The sequence below is a fragment of the Aromatoleum diolicum genome (assembly GCF_012910955.1).
GTDB classification, from domain to species: Bacteria; Pseudomonadota; Gammaproteobacteria; order Burkholderiales; family Rhodocyclaceae; genus Aromatoleum; species Aromatoleum diolicum.
Window position 1 is genome coordinate 35,282 of the sequence record NZ_WTVQ01000027.1, and the last position, 17,931, is coordinate 53,212.

Consider the following 17,931-nt stretch of genomic DNA (forward strand, 5'->3'; position numbering starts at 1 on the left):
CAGGGCGCCTGCCGATCAAGCAATTGCTACGACAGCAAGCAATTACTCGATGATTTTGGCGACGACACCGGCGCCGACGGTACGACCGCCTTCGCGGATCGCGAAACGCAGACCTTCTTCCATGGCGATCGGCGCCATCAGCTTGACGGTGATCGACACGTTGTCGCCCGGCATGACCATCTCGGTACCTTCCGGCAGCGCGATCGAACCGGTCACGTCGGTCGTACGGAAATAGAACTGCGGACGATAGTTGTTGAAGAACGGCGTATGGCGACCACCCTCTTCTTTCGACAGCACATACACTTCGCCGGTGAAGTGGGTGTGCGGCTTGATCGAACCCGGCTTGCACAGCACCTGACCACGCTCGACATCTTCACGCTTGGTGCCGCGCAGCAGCACGCCAACGTTGTCGCCCGCCTGACCCTGATCGAGCAGCTTGCGGAACATTTCGACGCCGGTGCAGATGGTCTTGACCGTGGGCTTGATGCCGACGATTTCGACTTCTTCACCAACCTTGACGATGCCACGCTCAACCCGGCCCGTAACCACGGTGCCGCGGCCCGAGATCGAGAACACGTCTTCGATCGGCAGCAGGAAGGGCTTGTCGATCGCGCGCTCCGGCGTCGGGATGTAGCTGTCGAGCGCCTCGGCCAGTTTCATGATGGCGCCTTCGCCGAGCTCGCCCTTGTCGCCCTCGATCGCCTTCAGCGCCGATCCCTTGACGATGGGAATGTCATCACCCGGGAAGTCGTACTTCGACAGCAGCTCACGCACTTCCATCTCGACGAGCTCAAGCAGCTCTTCGTCGTCGACCATGTCGCACTTGTTCATGAAGACGATGATGTACGGCACGCCAACCTGACGCGCCAGCAGGATGTGCTCGCGCGTCTGCGGCATCGGGCCATCAGCCGCCGACACCACCAGGATCGCGCCGTCCATCTGCGCCGCACCCGTAATCATGTTCTTCACGTAGTCGGCGTGACCCGGGCAATCCACGTGCGCGTAGTGACGCGCAGCCGTTTCGTACTCGACGTGCGCGGTGTTGATCGTGATGCCGCGCGCCTTTTCTTCCGGCGCCGCGTCGATCTGGTCGTAGGCCTTCGCCTCGCCGCCGAACTTCGACGACAGAATCGTCGTGATCGCTGCCGTCAGGGTCGTCTTGCCATGGTCAACGTGGCCGATCGTCCCAACGTTTACGTGCGGTTTCGTCCGCTCAAACTTACCCTTAGCCATGCCGACACCTCTTAAACAGATTCACAAAACCGGACCGATGACAGATCGACCACAACGACAACACAGACGTGAAAGCCGTGGTGCCCATGACGTGGATTGAACACGTGGCCTCTCCCTTACCAAGGGAGTGCTCTACCACTGAGCTACATGGGCTCCGTAAAAACCAATGCGCCGCCAAGCTTGGAGCGGGTGAAGGGAATCGAACCCTCGTCATAAGCTTGGAAGGCTTCTGCTCTACCATTGAGCTACACCCGCATACAACGCAGACGAAACGCTTTACACCCGCCACCGATTCAGAAACACAAGAACCAGCAGCAAAAACTTGGTGGAGGGGGAAGGATTCGAACCTTCGAAGGCAGTGCCGTCAGATTTACAGTCTGATCCCTTTGGCCACTCGGGAACCCCTCCAAACGGAAGACGCGGACTATAGAGGACGTTTTATAGCGTGTCAAACTTTTTTTGCGCTTTTTTGTCGTGACGCGAGAAGATCGCGCAGCTGTCTAGTTGAAGACATGTTGACGCTTGCGGAGAAGTGGCACCGGAACGGTGCTGGATTGGATCAACGCGCGGCGAAGGGCAATAATGGACCTATGATGATTGCCATCCGCACTTGGAGTCCGAGGTGATGAACACCCTTTCCGCGGCCGTGCGCCGACCGCTGCCCCAGTCTTTTGCCGAGACATTACGTGCGCGCTTCGGCGAGCGTTTTTCGACCGCCGACGCGGTGCGTACGCACCACGGGCACGATGAATCGCATTTTCCGGATGCACTGCCCGATGCGGTGGTATGGCCGCACTGCACCGCAGAGGTCGTGGAGGTTGTGAAGGCGTGCACGGCGCACCGCGTGCCGATCGTACCGTTCGGCGTCGGAAGCTCGCTGGAGGGGCATATTCTGGCGCTTTACGGCGGCATCAGCGTCGATTTTTCCGAGATGAACAAGGTGCTCGCGATTCATGGGGACGACATGGACGCCGTGATCCAGCCGGGCATCACGCGCAAGCAGCTCAATGCGGCGCTGCACGGCAGCGGACTGTTCTTTCCGGTCGACCCGGGCGCGGATGCGAGCCTCGGGGGCATGGCATCGACCCGCGCTTCCGGCACCAACGCGGTGCGCTACGGCACGATGCGCGACAACGTGCTGGCGATGGAGGTGGTGCTGGCCGACGGGCGCGTAATTCGTACCGGCGGTCGGGCACGCAAGTCGTCGGCGGGATACGACCTGACCCGGCTGATGATCGGTTCCGAAGGTACGCTTGGACTGATCACGGAGTTGACGGTGCGGCTGCATCCGCTGCCCGAGGCAGTATCCGCCGCGGTGTGCGCGTTTCCCGACGTCGACAACGCGGTACGCACGGTGATCCAGACGATACAGCTGGGCATTCCGGTGGCGCGTATCGAACTGCTCGACACCCTGACCGTGCAGGCGATCAATCGCTACAGCAAGACGACGCTGCGCGAATCCCCGATGCTGTTCTTCGAGTTCCACGGTTCGCCCGCTAGCGTCGCGGAGCAGGCGCAGACGGTGCAGGAGATCGCGCGAGATAATGGCGGCCAGGATTTCGACTGGGCGACGCGGCCGGAAGACCGCAGCCGGTTGTGGGCCGCACGCCACGACGTGTATTTCGCGTCGATCAACCTGCGGCCTGGCTGCCGTGGCGTGACCACCGATGTGTGCGTACCGATCTCGCGCCTGGCGGACTGCATCGCCGGCGCGCGCGAGGACATCGCCGCGAGCGGGTTCATCGCGCCGATTGTGGGCCATGTCGGCGACGGCAATTTCCATACGGTGATTCTTGTTGATCCGGACGATCCGGATGAAATCGAGCGCGCGGAGGCGCTCAACCGAAAGATCGTGGCACGCGCGCTGGCGATGGATGGCACGTGCACCGGGGAGCACGGGATCGGTTTCGGCAAGCAGGATTTCCTCATTACCGAACACGGCCGCGACGCGGTGGATGCGATGCGGGCATTGAAGCTGGCGCTCGATCCGGACAACCTGATGAATCCGGGCAAGATCGTGCCGGCCGAGTGACCCGGACGGCTGGATCGTTTGGGGTATCGAAGCATTGAATAGCACGGGCGGGCTGGCTAGGCTGATGTGAGCCGTAGTGGTTTGCCCGCGCGGTGATCCGGAAACGCATTCTTGCGCAAGGAGTCCCCCATGGCGGAAGCCGATCCCCTGCCCGGTGCATCTGCACACAGCGTCAGCCTGGAGGACAAGTACACGCTGACGTCCGGCCGCGTGTATCTCACCGGTTATCAGGCGCTGGTGCGCCTGCTGATGATCCAGAAGGAACGCGATGCTGCGGCGGGGCTCAACACCGCCGGCTTCGTATCCGGCTACCGCGGCTCGCCGCTGGGCGGACTCGATCAGACGCTGTGGAAGGCGAAGAAGCATCTCGCGAGCCATGACATCGTGTTTCAGCCCGGCGTCAATGAGGATCTCGCGGCGACAGCCGTGTGGGGCAGCCAGCAGGTGAATCTTTCGCCCCACGCGAAATATGATGGCGTGTTCGCGATGTGGTACGGCAAGGGTCCGGGCGTCGATCGCAGCGGCGACGTGTTCCGCCACGGCAATGCCGCGGGGACGTCCAAGCATGGCGGCGTGCTGGTGATCGCGGGCGACGATCATGCGGCCAAGTCGTCGACACTGCCGCACCAGACGGATCACTTCTTCAAGGCGATGATGATGCCCGTGCTGGCGCCGGCGGGCGTGCAGGAGTACATCGACTTCGGTGTGCATGGCTATGCGCTGTCGCGCTATTCGGGTTGCTGGGTAGCGTTCAAGGCGCTTGCCGACACGGTGGAGACTTCGGCATCGGTAGACGTCGATCCGTTGCGCGTGCAGGTGGAGATCCCGACCGATTTTGCGATCCCCGCGGACGGCCTCAACCTCCGCTGGCCGGACCCGCCGCTGGTGCAGGAAAAGCGCCTGCTGCACTTCAAGCTGTATGCGGCGCTGGCGTACTGCCGTGCCAACAATCTCAACCGGATCGTCATTGACTCGCCGGCGCCGCGGCTGGGCATCATCACCTGTGGCAAGTCGTATCTGGATGTGCGCCAGGCCTTTGACGACCTGGGGATCGACGATGCGCTCGCCGCCGAGATCGGCATCCGGCTGTACAAGGTCGGCCTGGTGTGGCCGCTCGAAGCGGAGGGTGTGCGCCGCTTCGCCGAGGGCCTGGACGAGATACTGGTAATCGAGGAAAAGCGCCAGTTGCTCGAATACCAGCTGAAGGAGGAGCTCTACAACTGGAGGGAGGACGTACGTCCGCGGGTGGTCGGCAAGTTCGACGAAAAGGGCGAATGGGCGATGATCCCGCAAAAAGGCGGGGGCGTCGATCACGGGGAATGGCTCTTGCCGGCGGCCGGCGAGCTGACGCCGGCGATGATCGCGCGGGTGATTGCATCGCGCATCGGGCGCTTTTTCATGTCAGCACGCATCGAGGCACGGCTCGCCTTTCTCGAGGACAAGGAGAAATCGCTGTCCGAGCGCTTTTTCGCGATCGACCGTGTGCCAACCTTCTGCTCGGGCTGTCCGCACAACACTTCGACCAACGTTCCCGAAGGCAGTCGTGCGTTGGCGGGCATCGGCTGCCACTACATGGCGACGTGGATGCCCGAGCGGCGCACCGGCACCTTCACGCAAATGGGCGGCGAAGGTGTGCCCTGGGTCGGGCAGGCACCGTTCACTACCGAAGAGCACATCTTCGCGAATCTTGGCGACGGTACCTACTTCCACTCGGGCCTGCTGGCGATCCGCCAGGCGGTGGCGGCGAAGGTCAACATCACCTACAAAATCCTATACAACGACGCGGCCGCCATGACCGGGGGGCAACCAGTCGACGGCGAGCTCAGCGTGCCCATCGTGGTCCGCCAACTCCAGGCCGAAGGGGTCAATCACATCGTTGTCGTCACGGACGGCACGGCACGCAACTACGGGCCGTCGGACCTTCCCCACGTGTCGATCCGGCATCGCGACGAGCTCGATGCGATTCAGCGCGATCTGCGCGCCTCGCCCGGGGTGACGGCACTGATCTACGACCAGACGTGCGCCGCCGAGAAGCGTCGGCGCAGGAAGCGCGGGACCTATCCCGACCCGGCACGCCGCGTGTTCATCAACGAGGCGGTGTGCGAGGGCTGCGGCGACTGCGGAGTCCAGTCGAACTGCATGTCGATCATGCCCGTGGAGACGGAATTCGGACGCAAGCGGCAGATCGATCAGTCGTCGTGCAACAAGGACTATTCCTGCCTCAACGGTTTCTGCCCGAGCTTTATCACGATCGAGGGCGGCAGGCTGCGCAAGCGCGGCGCACGCGATGCGGACGAGTCGCTGTTCGCCACATTGCCGATACCGGTGCTGCCGGCCACGGATCGGCCATTCGGCATCATGGTGACCGGGGTCGGCGGTACCGGCGTGGTAACCATCGGCGCACTGATCGGCATGGCCGCACACCTCGACGGCAAGGGCGTGACGGTCCTCGACATGACCGGGCTGGCGCAGAAGGGCGGCTCGGTGTTCAGCCATATCCGCATCGCCGACCGGCCCGACGATCTGCATGCGGTGCGGATTGCCGCGGGCGAGGCGCAGGCGGTGATCGGCGGCGATGTTGTCGTGACGGCGAGCGTCGAGGCACTGGCGAAAATGGCGGCGGGACGCACGCACGCCGTGGTGAACCGCGCCGAGACGCCAACTTCCGAATTTACCCATGACCCGGACTGGGCGTTTCCGCTCGACAAGATGGAGGGCGCGATCCGTGACGCAGTCGGCGACACCCCGCAGACGCACACGGCAGACTTTATCGACGCGCAGCAGATCGCGACCAGTCTGATGGGGGACGCCATTGCAACCAACCCGTTCCTGCTTGGTTACGCGTGGCAGAAGGGCATGGTGCCGGTGACGCTCGACGCGCTGCTGCAGGCGATCGAGCTGAATGCGGTGGCCGTCGAGATGAACAAGAAGGCCTTCCTGTGGGGACGTCGTGCCGCCTTCGACCCCGAGGCGGTCGCGCGCCTTGCCGAACCCGCCGAAGTCGTGCCGATCCGGCCGAAGACTCTGGACGAACTGATTGCGACGCGCGTCGAGGTGCTTACTGCTTACCAGGATGCCGCCTATGCGAGCCGCTACCGCCTTCTCGTCGAAAGGGTCCGCGACGCCGAAATCCGCGTCAACGGTAGTGGCGGCGCGACCCGGTTGACCGAGGCGGTGGCTCACAATTACTTCAAGCTGCTGGCGTACAAGGACGAGTACGAGGTCGCCCGGCTGTACACCGACCCGGCATTCTGGGAGCGTGTCAACGCCACCTTCGAGGGGGACTTCGAAGTGCGGTTCCATCTCGCGCCGCCGCTGCTCGCCCGCCCCGATCCGGTGACCGGAAAGCTGCGCAAGAAAGCTTTCGGGCCGGGCATGCTGAGGGCGTTCCGCTGGCTGGCGAAATTCAGGCAGCTGCGCGGCACGACCTGGGACATCTTCGGGCGCAGTGCGGAGCGCCAGGCGGAACGCGCGCTGATCGCGCAGTATGAGCGCGACGTCGCGGAAGTGCTCGAAACCGTGTCCTTCCTGCGCCTGCCGCAGGCGATCGAGATCGCGAACCTACCCGAACATATCCGCGGTTTTGGTCACGTCAAGGAACACAACATGAAGCTGGTCGCCGCACGGCGCGAACAGCTGATGACCGCCTGGCGCAAGCCCACAGCCCCGAGACGCAAGGAGAAGGCGCGCGCGGCATGAGCGGGATGCGCTGATCGCGTGGTGACGTAAGCAACGCTGTGCGATAGGCGTCCGGCACGCAGCAGCCCAGGGTGCGCCGCGTTTCGGGTGAGGTGTCCGCCCGCGCCGACGAGCCGCGAAATGCAGTGCACCGCAGGCAGGTTGGCGCGGTCCGGCCCTTCCTCCCGGCGAGCAATCCTCAGGCGCCACTGCGGGCACCGGGTTATGATCCCTGTCTCCCGCACGTCCTGCCTCGCACGTCCTGCCCGCATGCCCCCCGCGCTCAAAGCCCTTCTCGCCCAGCTTGTCGGCTGGACTGTCGCCATCGCACTGGCGGGCGGCGGGCTGTTGCCGGCCGGCGTGTGGCCGATCGCAGGCGTGCAGCTCGTCACCGCCACCGCAACCGCGGCCGCATTGCGAAGCGCGCGCTGGTGGCTGCCGATCCACCTCGGCTTTGCACCGCTACTGATCCTTGCCGGCAGACTCGATATCGCGCCCGGCTGGTACCTCGCCGCGTTCGCACTGCTGCTGGCCGTGTACTGGACCAGCTTCCGCACCCAGGTGCCGCTGTACCTGTCGAGCCGGGCGACCGTTGCCGCCGTTGCGGCGCTATTGCCGACTGGGCGCCCGGTGCGGCTGCTCGACCTCGGCAGCGGCACCGGATCGCTGCTGCGACCGCTGGCACGCCTGCGTCCCGACTGCCACTTTCACGGCATTGAAGCGGCGCCGGCACCATGGCTGATCAGTTGGCTGCTGGCGCTCGGACGGGGCAACATCGTCATCCGGCGTGGGGACTTTTTCGCACCGGCGTGGTCAGAGTTCGACGTGATCTACGCTTTCCTGTCGCCGATTCCGATGACCGAGGTCTGGGCCAAGGCGCAACAGGAACTCAAGCCCGGCGGCCTGCTTGTCAGCAACAGTTTTCCGGTTTCCGGCCGTAAACCCGAACGTATCGTCGAAGTCGCCGACCGGCGCGCGACGAAGCTTTACATGTATCGAGTCGGTGGCACGCGACCACGGGCGAAATAGCGGCAATTACGGGCGCTTTTTCGCCCCTTGCGCACCACCGCCGGCCACGATAATGAAATTGTGCGGCGATGAGGCCGCGACCTGAGGAACACCGGCATGGCTGAAATCATCTGTGTCATCGGCAACAAGGGTGGAACGGGCAAGACCACCCTTTCGCACATGCTCGCGCAAGGCCTGGGCCTGCTCGGGCAACGCTCGGCGTGCGTGCTGACCGATACATCGCGCGAACCCCTGAGTCCGGCAGGGCGCCGTTACATCACCGCAGACGCGCGCACACGCGAGGCGCTGACCAAGGTGGTCGAGAAACTGCGCTCGCTCGAGGACTGGATCGGCGTTATCGACGGCGGTGGCAACCGCACCGAAATGGATCGCAAACTGTATGCGCTGTCCGACATCGTGCTGCTACCGTTCCGCGAGTCGCACGAGGACATCCGCACGGTGGTGCGCGATCTCGAGATGTTTCCGCGTGCCTACGCCGTTCCCACCCAGTGGCCGACCAATGCCTGGCAGCGCGATGCCGCCGACCGTGGCGTCGCGCAGATGATGGGAGCGTACCGCCACCGCATCCTGAACCCGGTATGCGCGCTGTCGGCGTCGAAGCTGCTGCTGCAAAAGCAGGTTCCCGAGCAGCTGCCTACCGCGCTCGCGAACGCATGCCGTGCGCTGGCGCGTCAGGTGCTGGAAATCATGGATATCGATCATGCGGAGCCGGTCGCCAGCACCTACGATGAGGAGAGCGACCAGCTGGGCGGGCGTCTGTCACCTGCCGACATGCCGATGCGCCTGCAGGCCAGCCGCCGCTCGCACTGAGCGGGGCTGCCAGGGCCGTGAAGGTTTACAGACGCGGGCCGTGACGGGCGATGACGATCAGCGCCTGCGCACGGCTGGTGACATTGAGCGCACGGAAAATCGCCGACATATGTACCTTGACGGTGCCTTCCGACAGTCCCAATAGATCGGCGATCTCGCGATTGGTCTTGCCCTGCGCGAGCAGTTCCATCACACGCGTCTGACCTGCGGTCAGACCGAAGCGCTCGCTGACCGGCGCGCCGGAGCGCTTCGGCGGCACGTCCGGGCCGTTGTCCGGCGCGTAGATTCCGCCGTCGAGCACACAGCGCACGGCTTCTCGCAGTACATCGCCGGAACTCGCCTTGGACACGAAACCCGACGCGCCGCCCTTCATCGCGCGACGGATGGAAGCGGAATCGTCAAGAGCGGAAACCACAATCGTCGGCACATCCGGGAAACGCTTTGCCAATACGCCAAGCAGGGAAAACCCGTTCAGGTCGGGCAGCATCAGGTCGATGACAGCCAGATCCCAGTCGGTGCTCGTCTCCAGCTTGGCGAGCGCCTCTTCCGACCCCTTGGCCTCCACGCACTCCACCCCCGGCTCAAGGCGGGCAAGTGTTTGCGCCATGGCTTCACGGACAAGTGCATGATCTTCGACGATGAGAATCTTGGTCACACGGAACTCCGAAAGACGGCAGGCCAAAAGCTGGCAGGATAGCACGCGACACTTGTCACAAAACGTATCATACGGATGATCCCGGCCCCTCGGGAAAGGGGGGAAAATGCCCCGGTTCTATCCGGACATCGAATTCGCCCCGCCAAGGACGAAGGCAGCGCGTTTGTCACCCGAACGCACCACAAATTATCATCCCAGCGATGCGCATATCACTTCAGCATCATGCGAAACGGCACCGGGCAGATTATCCTGCCCGGATGACGTACCGTTTCATTCCCTGCGAAACAATCGCACGCCCGCGCACGAAGTGGTGGCCGCGCGTGATTCCGATCGGCGGCACGCCGGTTGCTGTGCCGCAGCACCGCTCCTTCTGACGCGCTGATGCCACGCGGTACAAGCGCCATGCGCCTGCTCCTGCTGCTGTTGTTCACGGCTCTGGTAACGGGCGGAGAGGCGTTCGCCGGTCCGCGGGTGCTGGTGGTCACCAGCGAGCGCAGCGGTGCGCATGAGGAAACCCTCGGCGCACTGCGCAGCGCGCTCAGCCCCGACATATCCGCCAACGACATCGAAATTGTCGAAACCCGACAACTCGATAATGACATGGCCGCCGAAGCACGCATCATCGTGACCATCGGCACCCAGGCTGCCAAAGCCGTCGGCACGCGCAGTCCGAAACAGCCGGTGCTCAACACATTGTTGCCGCGCGACGCCTACGAATCCCTGCAGGCGACGCTTCCGGGCCAGCGCTCGTCGGCGATCTTCCTCGACCAACCGGTGCAGCGGCAGATCGCCCTCCTTGCCATAGCGCTGCCGGACAGGGCGACGCTTGCGCTGCTGACGGGCCCTGCCACGGAAGAGCTGGCACGCAGGCTGGCATACGCCGCACGCGAGCGGCAACTGCGCGTCAACATCGAACACGTCGCGTCGAATGCCGAGATCTACCCGGCACTGGAGCGACTCCTGGCCGAACCAACCATGCTGCTGGCACTTCCCGACAGCACGGTGTTCAACAGTTACACGATCCAGAACGTGCTCCTGACCAGCTACCGCAATCGTTCACCGCTGATCGGTTTTTCCCCGGCGTATGTGCGGGCCGGAGCGCTATTGGCACTGTATTCGACGCCGGCGCAGATCGCCCGGCAGGCAGCGGAGGCCGTGCGCAGCGTGCTGTCCGGCGGAGGCTTGCCGCCCCCCCAGTCTCCGCGCGAGTTCGAGGTGGCGACCAACCCGAATGTCGCGCGCTCGCTCGGCATCGAACTCGAGTCGGGGGAAAGGATTGTTGCGCGCATGCGCTTGCGCGAAAGTCAGCGCGAGGCGAAACCGTGATCGACAGCTGGGGAGTCCGTGCACGCGTGATGCTGGTCGCCGTGCTGCCGATGCTGGTACTGGCGATCGTCCTGACGGCCTTTTACACCCGCTCGCGCGTTGCCGACCATGAAGAAGCCTACCGTGCACGCGGTCAGGCGTTTGCGCGTCAGCTCGCTGCGGCGAGCGAATACGCACTGTTCTCCGGCAACCGCGACTCACTGCAGCGACTGGCGGCGGCGATGCTCGCGGAAGACGACGTAACCGGCGTGATGATCGTCGACCAAAACGGCGAGTACCTGGCACGCAGCGGCAATCTCGACATTGCGCTTCCGCCCCCGGCACCGCCGATTGAAGCCTCACGCCTGTTCAGCTCACCGCACACCTTGCGGCTCATCGAGCCTGTCGTCCCCAGTACGCTGGAGCTCGACGACGGCCTGTCGGGGATTTCGCTCGGCTTCGGCCCCGCAAGCAAGCCGCCACCGATGCTCGGCGCAGTCGTCGTGGACATCTCGCGCGCGCGGCTCGACGCGCACCGCCGCGGCTTGCTGCTAACCAGCAGTGTGGCCATCGTGCTCGTGCTTATCGGCAGCATGGTGCTTGCCAATTACATGAGCCGTGGCGTGACGGCACCCATCCGCCAGGTTGCGACTGCCGTCGAGCGCATCGGGCGCGGGCAGTTCTCTGCGCGTGTGCCGGCCATCGGTGGGGGGTCGCTGCGCACGCTGGCCGACGGGGTAAACGAGATGGCCGCGCAGCTGGCGAGCGCGCACGAAGACATGAGCCGGCAAATTACCGATGCCACCGCGGAACTGCGCGCGCGCAAGGACGAGGCCGAGCGCGCTACGCTCTCCAAGTCACGCTTTCTTGCGGCGGCGAGCCACGATCTGCGCCAGCCGATGCACGCGCTCGGGCTCTTCATCGCCGAGCTATCCCAACACTCCCACCCCCCCACCGTACGTCGCCTGGTCGAGCGCATCGCGGCCTCGGCGGGGGCGATGGAGAATCTGCTCGACAGCCTGCTCGACATCTCCCGCCTCGACGCCGACGTGGTTCACCCGAACATCCGGCCGTTTGCGCTGCAGCCCTTGCTTGACCGCATCGCAGCCGACGAGCGCCCGGGCGCGGACGCGCGCGACCTGGAACTCAAGGCGCGCCCCACCGACGCCTGGATCAACAGCGACCCGGTGCTGTTCGAGCGGATTCTCGGCAATCTGGTGGGCAATGCCGTGCGTTACACGCGCAGGGGCCGGGTGCTCGTCGCCTGTCGGCGTCGCGGCAACAAGCTGCGTATCGAGGTGCGCGACAACGGTGTGGGCATCGCGCCCGAATCGCACGAAGCGATCTTTCAGGAATTCGTGCAGCTGCATAACCCCGAACGCTCGCGCGACAAGGGGCTCGGGCTTGGCTTGCCGATCGTGCGCCGGCTCACCGAGTTGCTCGGCCACCACCTCACGCTGCGATCCTGCGCCGGGCACGGTTCGGTATTCGCGGTCGAGGTCCCGCTCGCGGAGCCGGTCGAAGAAGGCAGCACGGCGGACACGGCACGCCCTCCCGGCGATCTCGGTGGCCTGCGCGTCGCACTGATCGACGACGACCCCCTCGCCCGCGGCAGCATGCAGAGTCTGCTCAGTTCCTGGGGTTGCGAGGTCACCGCCGCCGGCGACATGGACGCCTTGGTCGATGCCGTGAATCGTGGATCATCGCCGCCTCAACTGATCATCAGCGACTTCCGGCTTGACGGATCGTGCAACGGCATCGAGGTGATCCGCAGCCTGCGCGCCTGGCAAGGCGAGACGATACCGGCCGTGCTGATCACCGGCGATACGGCCGCCGAGACCCTGCGGCTGGCACAAAGTGAAGGCCTGCCGCTGCTGCACAAGCCGGTCCGCCCTGCGCGCCTGCGCGCGCTGCTCAACCGGCTTCCCGGCCAGTCGGACTGAGCGCCCCTCCTCCGGCAGCCAAACACGCCGTCGCGCGGGCCGCTGGAGTATGATCAAAATATTAATCACATACGCCGGGAGAAAGCGATGTCGAACGAAAAAACCGCCCAGGATCCGCTCGAGTTTGTGCGTGGAATGTGGAGCAACATGGGTTTCTCGCTGCCCGGCATGGTTGCCCCGACGCTGGACATCGACGAACTGGACAAGCGTATCGCCGATATGAAAGCGGTGGAGAACTGGCTCAAGATGAATCTCAGCATGCTGCAGATGACCACGCAGGGGCTGGAGATGCAGCGCGCTGCCATTGCGGCGGTCCAGGCGATGAGCCAGCATGCGCGCGAGTCGGGAGCCAAGGCGGAGGCGCCCGATCAGCCCAACCCGTTCGCATCGGCTGCGCTGTGGCCGTGGAACATGATGGGCGGACAGGCAGCAGGCCCGCAGAAGGCCGAAGGCGCCGCCACGACACCGGACCAGCGGACACCTGCTGCATCCGCAGCACGCAAGGCCGCGGCCGAGAAAAAGTAGGTCTCGCGCAGGCGCACGGCGCACAGGGGGCACGCGAGCCCCTGTCGAACCGACTACGCGGCAATCGGCGCGAGGTGGCCCAATCGGGCAGGCCCCGCTTATAGAAGATGCAGCCAGAATGTGAGTGATGGCACCGCGAGCAGCGTGGTGGCGGAGATCAGCCAGGCGACGCCAGGCCCATCGCCCCCCATGCGCATCGCAAGGATGTAAGCGGAACTGGCACTCGGCAGCGCCGCAAACAGCACCAGCGTGTCGAAGGCGATACCCTCGAGCCCCAGCGTGCGGCCGAGCAGCCAAGCCATGGCGGGCAGCGCAAGCAGTTTCACGGTGACGATCCAAGCCGATCCGGTCCAGCGCCCGCCGATGTTTCCCCAGCGCAGCGCGGCACCGACCGCGAGCAGCCCCAGGGCCACGGCCGCGTCGGCGAGACGCTTGAGAAACGACTGAACAGGTACCGGGATTTCCAGCCCGACGAGGTTGAACACCAGCCCGGCAAGCGTGGCGAGCACCAGCGGATTGCGCGACAGCTCGCGCAGCAGACTGCCCTGCCCATGACGCGCCATCATGCCCACGGCCATGACGTTGGCGAAGGGCACCATCGCCCCACACAGCCCGCCCATCAGCGCGACACCGGCGGCGCCGTGCAATTTGCCGGCGATGGCGATGCCGATGTATGTATTGAAGCGATATGCGCACTGGAGGCGCGAGGCAAAGCCCATCGCGTCGAGCCCCATCAGGCCTCGCCCGAGCCAGCCGAGCGCAAATCCCGCCACCATCGTGCCGAGACCGGCGAGGAACAGCGGCAGGGCGCGGCCCGGATCGATATCGGCGCTCGCCAGAGCGTTGAACAGCAGCGCGGGGAAGAGAACGAAATACACAAGCCTCTCGACACCGGTCCAGAAGGCGTCACCGTCGACCAGGTGACGGCGAAGGACGGTGCCGAGAAGGATCAGTGAGAAGTCGGGAAGGAGCAGGAGAAGGCTTTGCATCGGCGAAGCTTAACCTGCGTGCGGGGGCGCCGCGAGCGGGGCGAGGCTTGGCGACGACCTCCCCCGATGCCTTGCCATGTCCAGATGGCGTGCGGCCGACGGCGCGGCGTCAGCCCCTCAGATCACCCCGGCGGCGCGCAAGCTCTCGATGTCGCTGATGTTGATGCCGAGCTCCGACAACACGCGATCGCTGTCGGCCCCCGCTGCGGGGGCCGGCGTGAAGGGTGCGGGATCGAAATCCGACAGGCGCACCGGCGGGGCAAATTGGCGCACACCGGCGACTTCGGTGACCATGCCACGCGCGGTCAGGTGTGGGTTTTCGAGGCTCTCCTCGAGGCGCAACACCGGCGTGACGCAGCAGTCGACGGGGTCGAACACTGCAATCCACTGCTGTTGCGTGCGACTGCGGAAGATTTCTGCGACATCGGCACGCGCACACTTGCCCGCTTCGCCGCCAGCCAGATGCGCGGCCTTGAGGTCCGGCCGGCCGAGCGTGTCGCAGACGAGGAACCAGAATTTCTCTTCCAGCGCGCCGACCGCCATGTGACGCCCGTCGGCGGTCTCATACACGCCGTAGCACGGCACGCCGCCGCTGAGCAGATCCTCGCCACGCGGCCGCACGCCGCCATTGGCCAGCACTTCGGCGAGCGGGAAGATCGCATGCGCCAACGCGGCGTCGGTCATCGCGACATCGACGTGGCGCCCGCGTCCGCTGGCGCGCGCATCGATGACGGCGACGAGCAGCCCGAACAGCGCCGACAGCGTGCCGCCGAGCAGGTCGCCGATCTGCAGGTTTGGAATCACCGGCGCGCCCCCGGCGGCACCGATCTGTTCGAGCACGCCGGCGTAGCCGATGTAGTTGATATCGTGCCCGGCGCGCAGCGCGTAGGGGCCGCTCTGGCCATAGCCGGAGATGCTGCAGAAGACGACTTTCGGGTTGGTCGCGGCGAGCGTGTCGTAGCCGAGGCCCAGCTTGTCCATCACGCCGGGACGAAACCCTTCGACGACGACGTCGGCCGTGGCAACGAGCTTGAGAAACAGTTCGCGCCCTTCGGCCTGCTTGAGGTCGATGCGGATGCTCTTTTTGCCGCGATTGACGATCTGGTAAAAATAGCTGGTATCGCCATGCATCGCGCCCATCGTGCGCGCATAGTCGCCGGCGCCGGTGTCTTCGATCTTGATGACTTCGGCGCCGTAATCGGCGAGGTGCTGGGTCGCGAGCGGGCCGGGCAGCAGGCGCGTGAGATCGAGGACCCGCAGGCCGTCGAGGGGTTTCGGTCGCATCGCGATGGTTTGCTCCTTATTCGTACTTGCGGATGTCGTCGATGACCTTGCCGTCGTTGGCGAGACTGCCGGGGGCGCAGAACGTCACCTCGCCGCGCAGCTTGGTCAGCTCGCGGATGCTGGCGGCGATCGCGCCGGCAAGGGCCTCTCCGGACTCGCTGATTTCGCAGTGCAAGGTCATGCGGTCGTTCAAGTCGGGATTGTCGACCACGAGGCGAGCCTTTTTCAACTCCGGGTGACGCTTGACGACATCGGCGATCTGGCCCGGATGCACGAACATGCCCTTGACCTTGGTCGTCTGGTCGGCACGCCCCATCCAGCCTTTGATGCGCAGGTTGCTGCGGCCGCAGGGGGAGATGCCGGGCAGCAGCGCGGACAGGTCACCGGTGCCGAAGCGGATCAGCGGGTAGTCGGGGTTGAAGCTCGTGATGACGACTTCGCCGACTTCGCCGGGGGCGACGGGATCGCCGGTGCCGGGGCGGACGATCTCGAGGATGATGTCCTCGTCGAGCACCATGCCCTCGCGGGCCGGCGTCTCGTAGGCGATCAGGCCGATGTCGGCGGTGGCGTAAGCTTGTGCGGCGGCGATGCCGCGTGCGGCAAAGGCATCACGCACGCTGGGCGGAAAGGCTTCGCCGGAGACGAAAGCCTTGGTGAAGGTTTGCCTGACCCCGAGTTCGTCGGCCTTGTCGAGAATGATGCGCAGGAAGGATGGCGTGCCGACATAGGCGTTGGGCTGCAGGTCGGCCAGGGCTGCGACCTGCTGCTCGGTCTGGCCGACACCGGCGGGGAACACGGTGCAGCCGAGCGCGTGCGCGGCGGTTTCCATCATCGAGCCGGCCGGCGTGAAGTGGTAGGAGAAGGTGTTATGCACGAGGTCGCCTTCGCGAAAGCCGGCGGCAAACAGCGCGCGGGCGAGGCGATAGTAGTCCGGGCGCGCGCCTTCGGGTTCGTACAGTGGCCCTGGCGACGCAAACACGCGGCGGCAGCCGGCCCCCCAGCGTGCGGTGGAAAAGCCGCCGAACGGGCGGGCGGCCTTCTGATGTTCGAGCAATTCGGACTTGCGGGTCACCGGCAGACGGGCGAGCACCTCGCGACTGGTCACCGCGGCCGGTTCCACCCCCTCCAGCAGTCGGGCGAAGGCCGGCGCGTTCGCCTTGGCATGGGCGATCTGGGCTGGCAGACGCGCCATCAGCTCGCGTTCGCGCTCGGCGGGGTCACGGGTTTCTCTGGCGTCGTAGAAGGTCATCGCAAAGTCCTTGATGCAATAAATCCGGGCAGGTGAAGGCAGGTGCGGCTGGCGTTGCGGATCGGTGGCGCCGTGTTCACCGGCACGCGGCAGCCCCCATCCGGGGGTGTTTCGTGCCGAGGCGTCCGCCGCGCGCCAACGAGGCGCGGATCACCCCCGGATGGGGGCGGGCAGTCCCGCGAAAAGCTGTTTCGCCTGAACCACCCGGTTAAACGGGGACTACGACAGCCAGCGCTTGCGGCGGCGGTAGTGCTTCACGTCGCGGAAGCTCTTGCGTCCTTCACCCGACAGGCCGAGGTAAAACTCCTTGACGTCCTCGTTGTCCGCCAGCCCCTTGGCCTCGCCTTCCATCACGATGCGGCCGTTTTCCAGGATGTAGCCGTAATCGGCATAGCGCAGCGCGACCATGGTGTTCTGTTCCGCGAGCAGGAAGCTGACCTGCTCCTTGGTGTTCAGATCCTTCACGATCTCGAAGATCTCCTCGACGATCTGCGGTGCCAGCCCCATCGACGGCTCGTCGAGCAGGATCATCTCGGGCTTCGCCATCAGCGCGCGGCCGATGGCGCACATCTGCTGCTCGCCGCCGGACGTGTAGCCGGCTTGCGAGGTACGCCGCTGCTTCAGGCGCGGGAAATAGTGATAGACCTTTTCGAGGCTTTCCTTCAGTGCGCTGCGCGAAATCGAACGCGTATAGGCGCCGGTCAGCAGGTTTTCCTCGATCGTCAGGTGGCCAAAGCAGTGACGCCCTTCCATCACCTGGATGACGCCGCGCTTGACGAGTTCGTTGGGCGTCATCTGGTCGACGCGTGCGCCCTTGAACTCGATGTTTCCCTTGGTCACGTCGCCGCGCTCGGCATGCAGCAGGTTCGAGATCGATTTCAGCGTCGTCGATTTGCCCGCGCCGTTCGCGCCCAGCAGCGCGACGATCTTGCCTTTCGGCACCTGCAGGGACACGCCCTTCAGCACGAGAATGACGTGATCGTAGATCACTTCGACGTTGTTGATGCTGAGGTAGGGCTGTGCCGCCGGCGCGGCAGTGGTAGTGGCTGTATTCATATGTTTGCTCGGTTTTCGCCTCTTGTCTCCGTCCCACCTCCCCGGAAATACCGGGAGTGGGTCTGCCGGACGCACTGCGATGCGTCCGGCAGACCTCCCCGCGGATGGGGAAGCCTGCATGGGGCGCGAAGCTCGCGCCCCCG

At 65.0% G+C, this 17,931-nt stretch carries 13 protein-coding genes and 3 tRNA genes; 7 read left to right on the forward strand and 9 right to left on the reverse strand.

Annotation, left to right across the window (positions count from 1 at the left end; all coding sequences use genetic code 11):
* Positions 1-42: 42 nt before the first annotated feature.
* The 4 genes from tuf to GPA25_RS15610 form a co-directional block, all read right to left on the reverse strand.
* A complete protein-coding gene (gene tuf / locus GPA25_RS15595; protein ID WP_169261321.1) occupies positions 43-1,233 on the reverse strand; it encodes an elongation factor Tu in 1,191 nt (396 codons plus the stop codon).
* Between the two features lie 78 nt (positions 1,234-1,311).
* A tRNA-Thr gene (locus GPA25_RS15600) sits at positions 1,312-1,386 on the reverse strand.
* A 28-nt stretch (positions 1,387-1,414) separates the two neighbouring features.
* Positions 1,415-1,488: transfer RNA gene (locus GPA25_RS15605), tRNA-Gly, on the reverse strand.
* A gap of 68 nt (positions 1,489-1,556) precedes the next feature.
* Positions 1,557-1,641 (reverse strand) — tRNA-Tyr (locus tag GPA25_RS15610).
* Positions 1,642-1,858: 217 nt separating this feature from the next.
* On the opposite strand from GPA25_RS15610, the gene GPA25_RS15615 reads away from it, so the two are divergent.
* The 4 genes from GPA25_RS15615 to GPA25_RS15630 all read left to right on the forward strand — a co-directional run bounded on the left by GPA25_RS15615 (position 1,859) and on the right by GPA25_RS15630 (position 8,782).
* The gene (locus tag GPA25_RS15615) at positions 1,859-3,265 is read left to right on the forward strand and encodes an FAD-binding oxidoreductase (RefSeq protein WP_169261332.1); all 1,407 of its coding nucleotides are present in this window, start codon (positions 1,859-1,861) and stop codon (positions 3,263-3,265) included.
* Between the two features lie 129 nt (positions 3,266-3,394).
* On the forward strand, positions 3,395-6,964 hold the full coding sequence (locus tag GPA25_RS15620; RefSeq protein ID WP_169261333.1) for an indolepyruvate ferredoxin oxidoreductase family protein: 3,570 nt from the start codon (positions 3,395-3,397) through the stop codon (positions 6,962-6,964).
* Between the two features lie 249 nt (positions 6,965-7,213).
* Complete coding sequence (locus tag GPA25_RS15625; protein ID WP_169261334.1) at positions 7,214-7,972, forward strand: class I SAM-dependent methyltransferase; 759 nt, start codon at positions 7,214-7,216, stop codon at positions 7,970-7,972.
* A 96-nt stretch (positions 7,973-8,068) separates the two neighbouring features.
* Positions 8,069-8,782 carry a nucleotide-binding protein gene (locus tag GPA25_RS15630; RefSeq protein ID WP_169261335.1) on the forward strand — a complete coding sequence of 238 codons (714 nt, stop codon included), beginning with the start codon at positions 8,069-8,071 and terminating at the stop codon, positions 8,780-8,782.
* Positions 8,783-8,807: 25 nt separating this feature from the next.
* Here the strand turns inward: GPA25_RS15630 and GPA25_RS15635 are convergent, their stop codons facing one another.
* On the reverse strand, positions 8,808-9,437 hold the full coding sequence (locus GPA25_RS15635; protein WP_169261336.1) for a response regulator: 630 nt from the start codon (positions 9,435-9,437) through the stop codon (positions 8,808-8,810).
* Between the two features lie 402 nt (positions 9,438-9,839).
* On the opposite strand from GPA25_RS15635, the gene GPA25_RS15640 reads away from it, so the two are divergent.
* The 3 genes from GPA25_RS15640 to GPA25_RS15650 all read left to right on the forward strand — a co-directional run bounded on the left by GPA25_RS15640 (position 9,840) and on the right by GPA25_RS15650 (position 13,210).
* The gene (locus tag GPA25_RS15640) at positions 9,840-10,763 is read left to right on the forward strand and encodes an ABC transporter substrate-binding protein (RefSeq protein WP_246265744.1); all 924 of its coding nucleotides are present in this window, start codon (positions 9,840-9,842) and stop codon (positions 10,761-10,763) included.
* A complete protein-coding gene (locus GPA25_RS15645) occupies positions 10,760-12,685 on the forward strand; it encodes an ATP-binding response regulator (RefSeq protein WP_343034960.1) in 1,926 nt (641 codons plus the stop codon). The genes GPA25_RS15640 and GPA25_RS15645 overlap by 4 nt, the downstream gene beginning before the upstream one ends.
* Positions 12,686-12,772: 87 nt before the next feature.
* Positions 12,773-13,210, forward strand: a complete 438-nt coding sequence (locus GPA25_RS15650; RefSeq protein WP_169261338.1) for a PhaM family polyhydroxyalkanoate granule multifunctional regulatory protein — start codon at positions 12,773-12,775, stop codon at positions 13,208-13,210.
* A 98-nt stretch (positions 13,211-13,308) separates the two neighbouring features.
* Here GPA25_RS15650 and GPA25_RS15655 read toward each other — a convergent pair whose 3' ends face one another.
* The 4 genes from GPA25_RS15655 to GPA25_RS15670 all read right to left on the reverse strand — a co-directional run bounded on the left by GPA25_RS15655 (position 13,309) and on the right by GPA25_RS15670 (position 17,788).
* Complete coding sequence (locus GPA25_RS15655; RefSeq protein ID WP_169261339.1) at positions 13,309-14,199, reverse strand: AEC family transporter; 891 nt, start codon at positions 14,197-14,199, stop codon at positions 13,309-13,311.
* A 117-nt stretch (positions 14,200-14,316) separates the two neighbouring features.
* Entirely contained in the window at positions 14,317-15,483 is a 1,167-nt protein-coding gene (locus tag GPA25_RS15660; RefSeq protein WP_169261340.1) for a CaiB/BaiF CoA transferase family protein, read from the reverse strand.
* 16 nt (positions 15,484-15,499) lie between these two features.
* A complete protein-coding gene (locus tag GPA25_RS15665; RefSeq protein ID WP_169261341.1) occupies positions 15,500-16,732 on the reverse strand; it encodes a phenylacetate--CoA ligase family protein in 1,233 nt (410 codons plus the stop codon).
* 219 nt (positions 16,733-16,951) lie between these two features.
* On the reverse strand, positions 16,952-17,788 hold the full coding sequence (locus tag GPA25_RS15670) for an ABC transporter ATP-binding protein (protein ID WP_169261342.1): 837 nt from the start codon (positions 17,786-17,788) through the stop codon (positions 16,952-16,954).
* Between the last annotated feature and the right edge of the window lie 143 nt (positions 17,789-17,931).

What these genes read in the sequence shown, in the direction of transcription:
- GPA25_RS15625 (WP_169261334.1), top strand. Translation starts at nt 7,214, where the DNA reads ATGCCCCCCGCGCTCAAAGCCCTTCTCGCCCAGCTTGTCGGCTGGACT.
- GPA25_RS15650 (WP_169261338.1), top strand. Translation starts at nt 12,773, where the DNA reads ATGTCGAACGAAAAAACCGCCCAGGATCCGCTCGAGTTTGTGCGTGGA.
- GPA25_RS15655 (WP_169261339.1), bottom strand. Translation starts at nt 14,199, where the DNA reads ATGCAAAGCCTTCTCCTGCTCCTTCCCGACTTCTCACTGATCCTTCTC.
- GPA25_RS15670 (WP_169261342.1), bottom strand. Translation starts at nt 17,788, where the DNA reads ATGAATACAGCCACTACCACTGCCGCGCCGGCGGCACAGCCCTACCTC.
- GPA25_RS15630 (WP_169261335.1), top strand. Translation starts at nt 8,069, where the DNA reads ATGGCTGAAATCATCTGTGTCATCGGCAACAAGGGTGGAACGGGCAAG.
- GPA25_RS15615 (WP_169261332.1), top strand. Translation starts at nt 1,859, where the DNA reads ATGAACACCCTTTCCGCGGCCGTGCGCCGACCGCTGCCCCAGTCTTTT.
- GPA25_RS15620 (WP_169261333.1), top strand. Translation starts at nt 3,395, where the DNA reads ATGGCGGAAGCCGATCCCCTGCCCGGTGCATCTGCACACAGCGTCAGC.
- GPA25_RS15640 (WP_246265744.1), top strand. Translation starts at nt 9,840, where the DNA reads ATGCGCCTGCTCCTGCTGCTGTTGTTCACGGCTCTGGTAACGGGCGGA.
- tuf (WP_169261321.1), bottom strand. Translation starts at nt 1,233, where the DNA reads ATGGCTAAGGGTAAGTTTGAGCGGACGAAACCGCACGTAAACGTTGGG.
- GPA25_RS15660 (WP_169261340.1), bottom strand. Translation starts at nt 15,483, where the DNA reads ATGCGACCGAAACCCCTCGACGGCCTGCGGGTCCTCGATCTCACGCGC.
- GPA25_RS15665 (WP_169261341.1), bottom strand. Translation starts at nt 16,732, where the DNA reads ATGACCTTCTACGACGCCAGAGAAACCCGTGACCCCGCCGAGCGCGAA.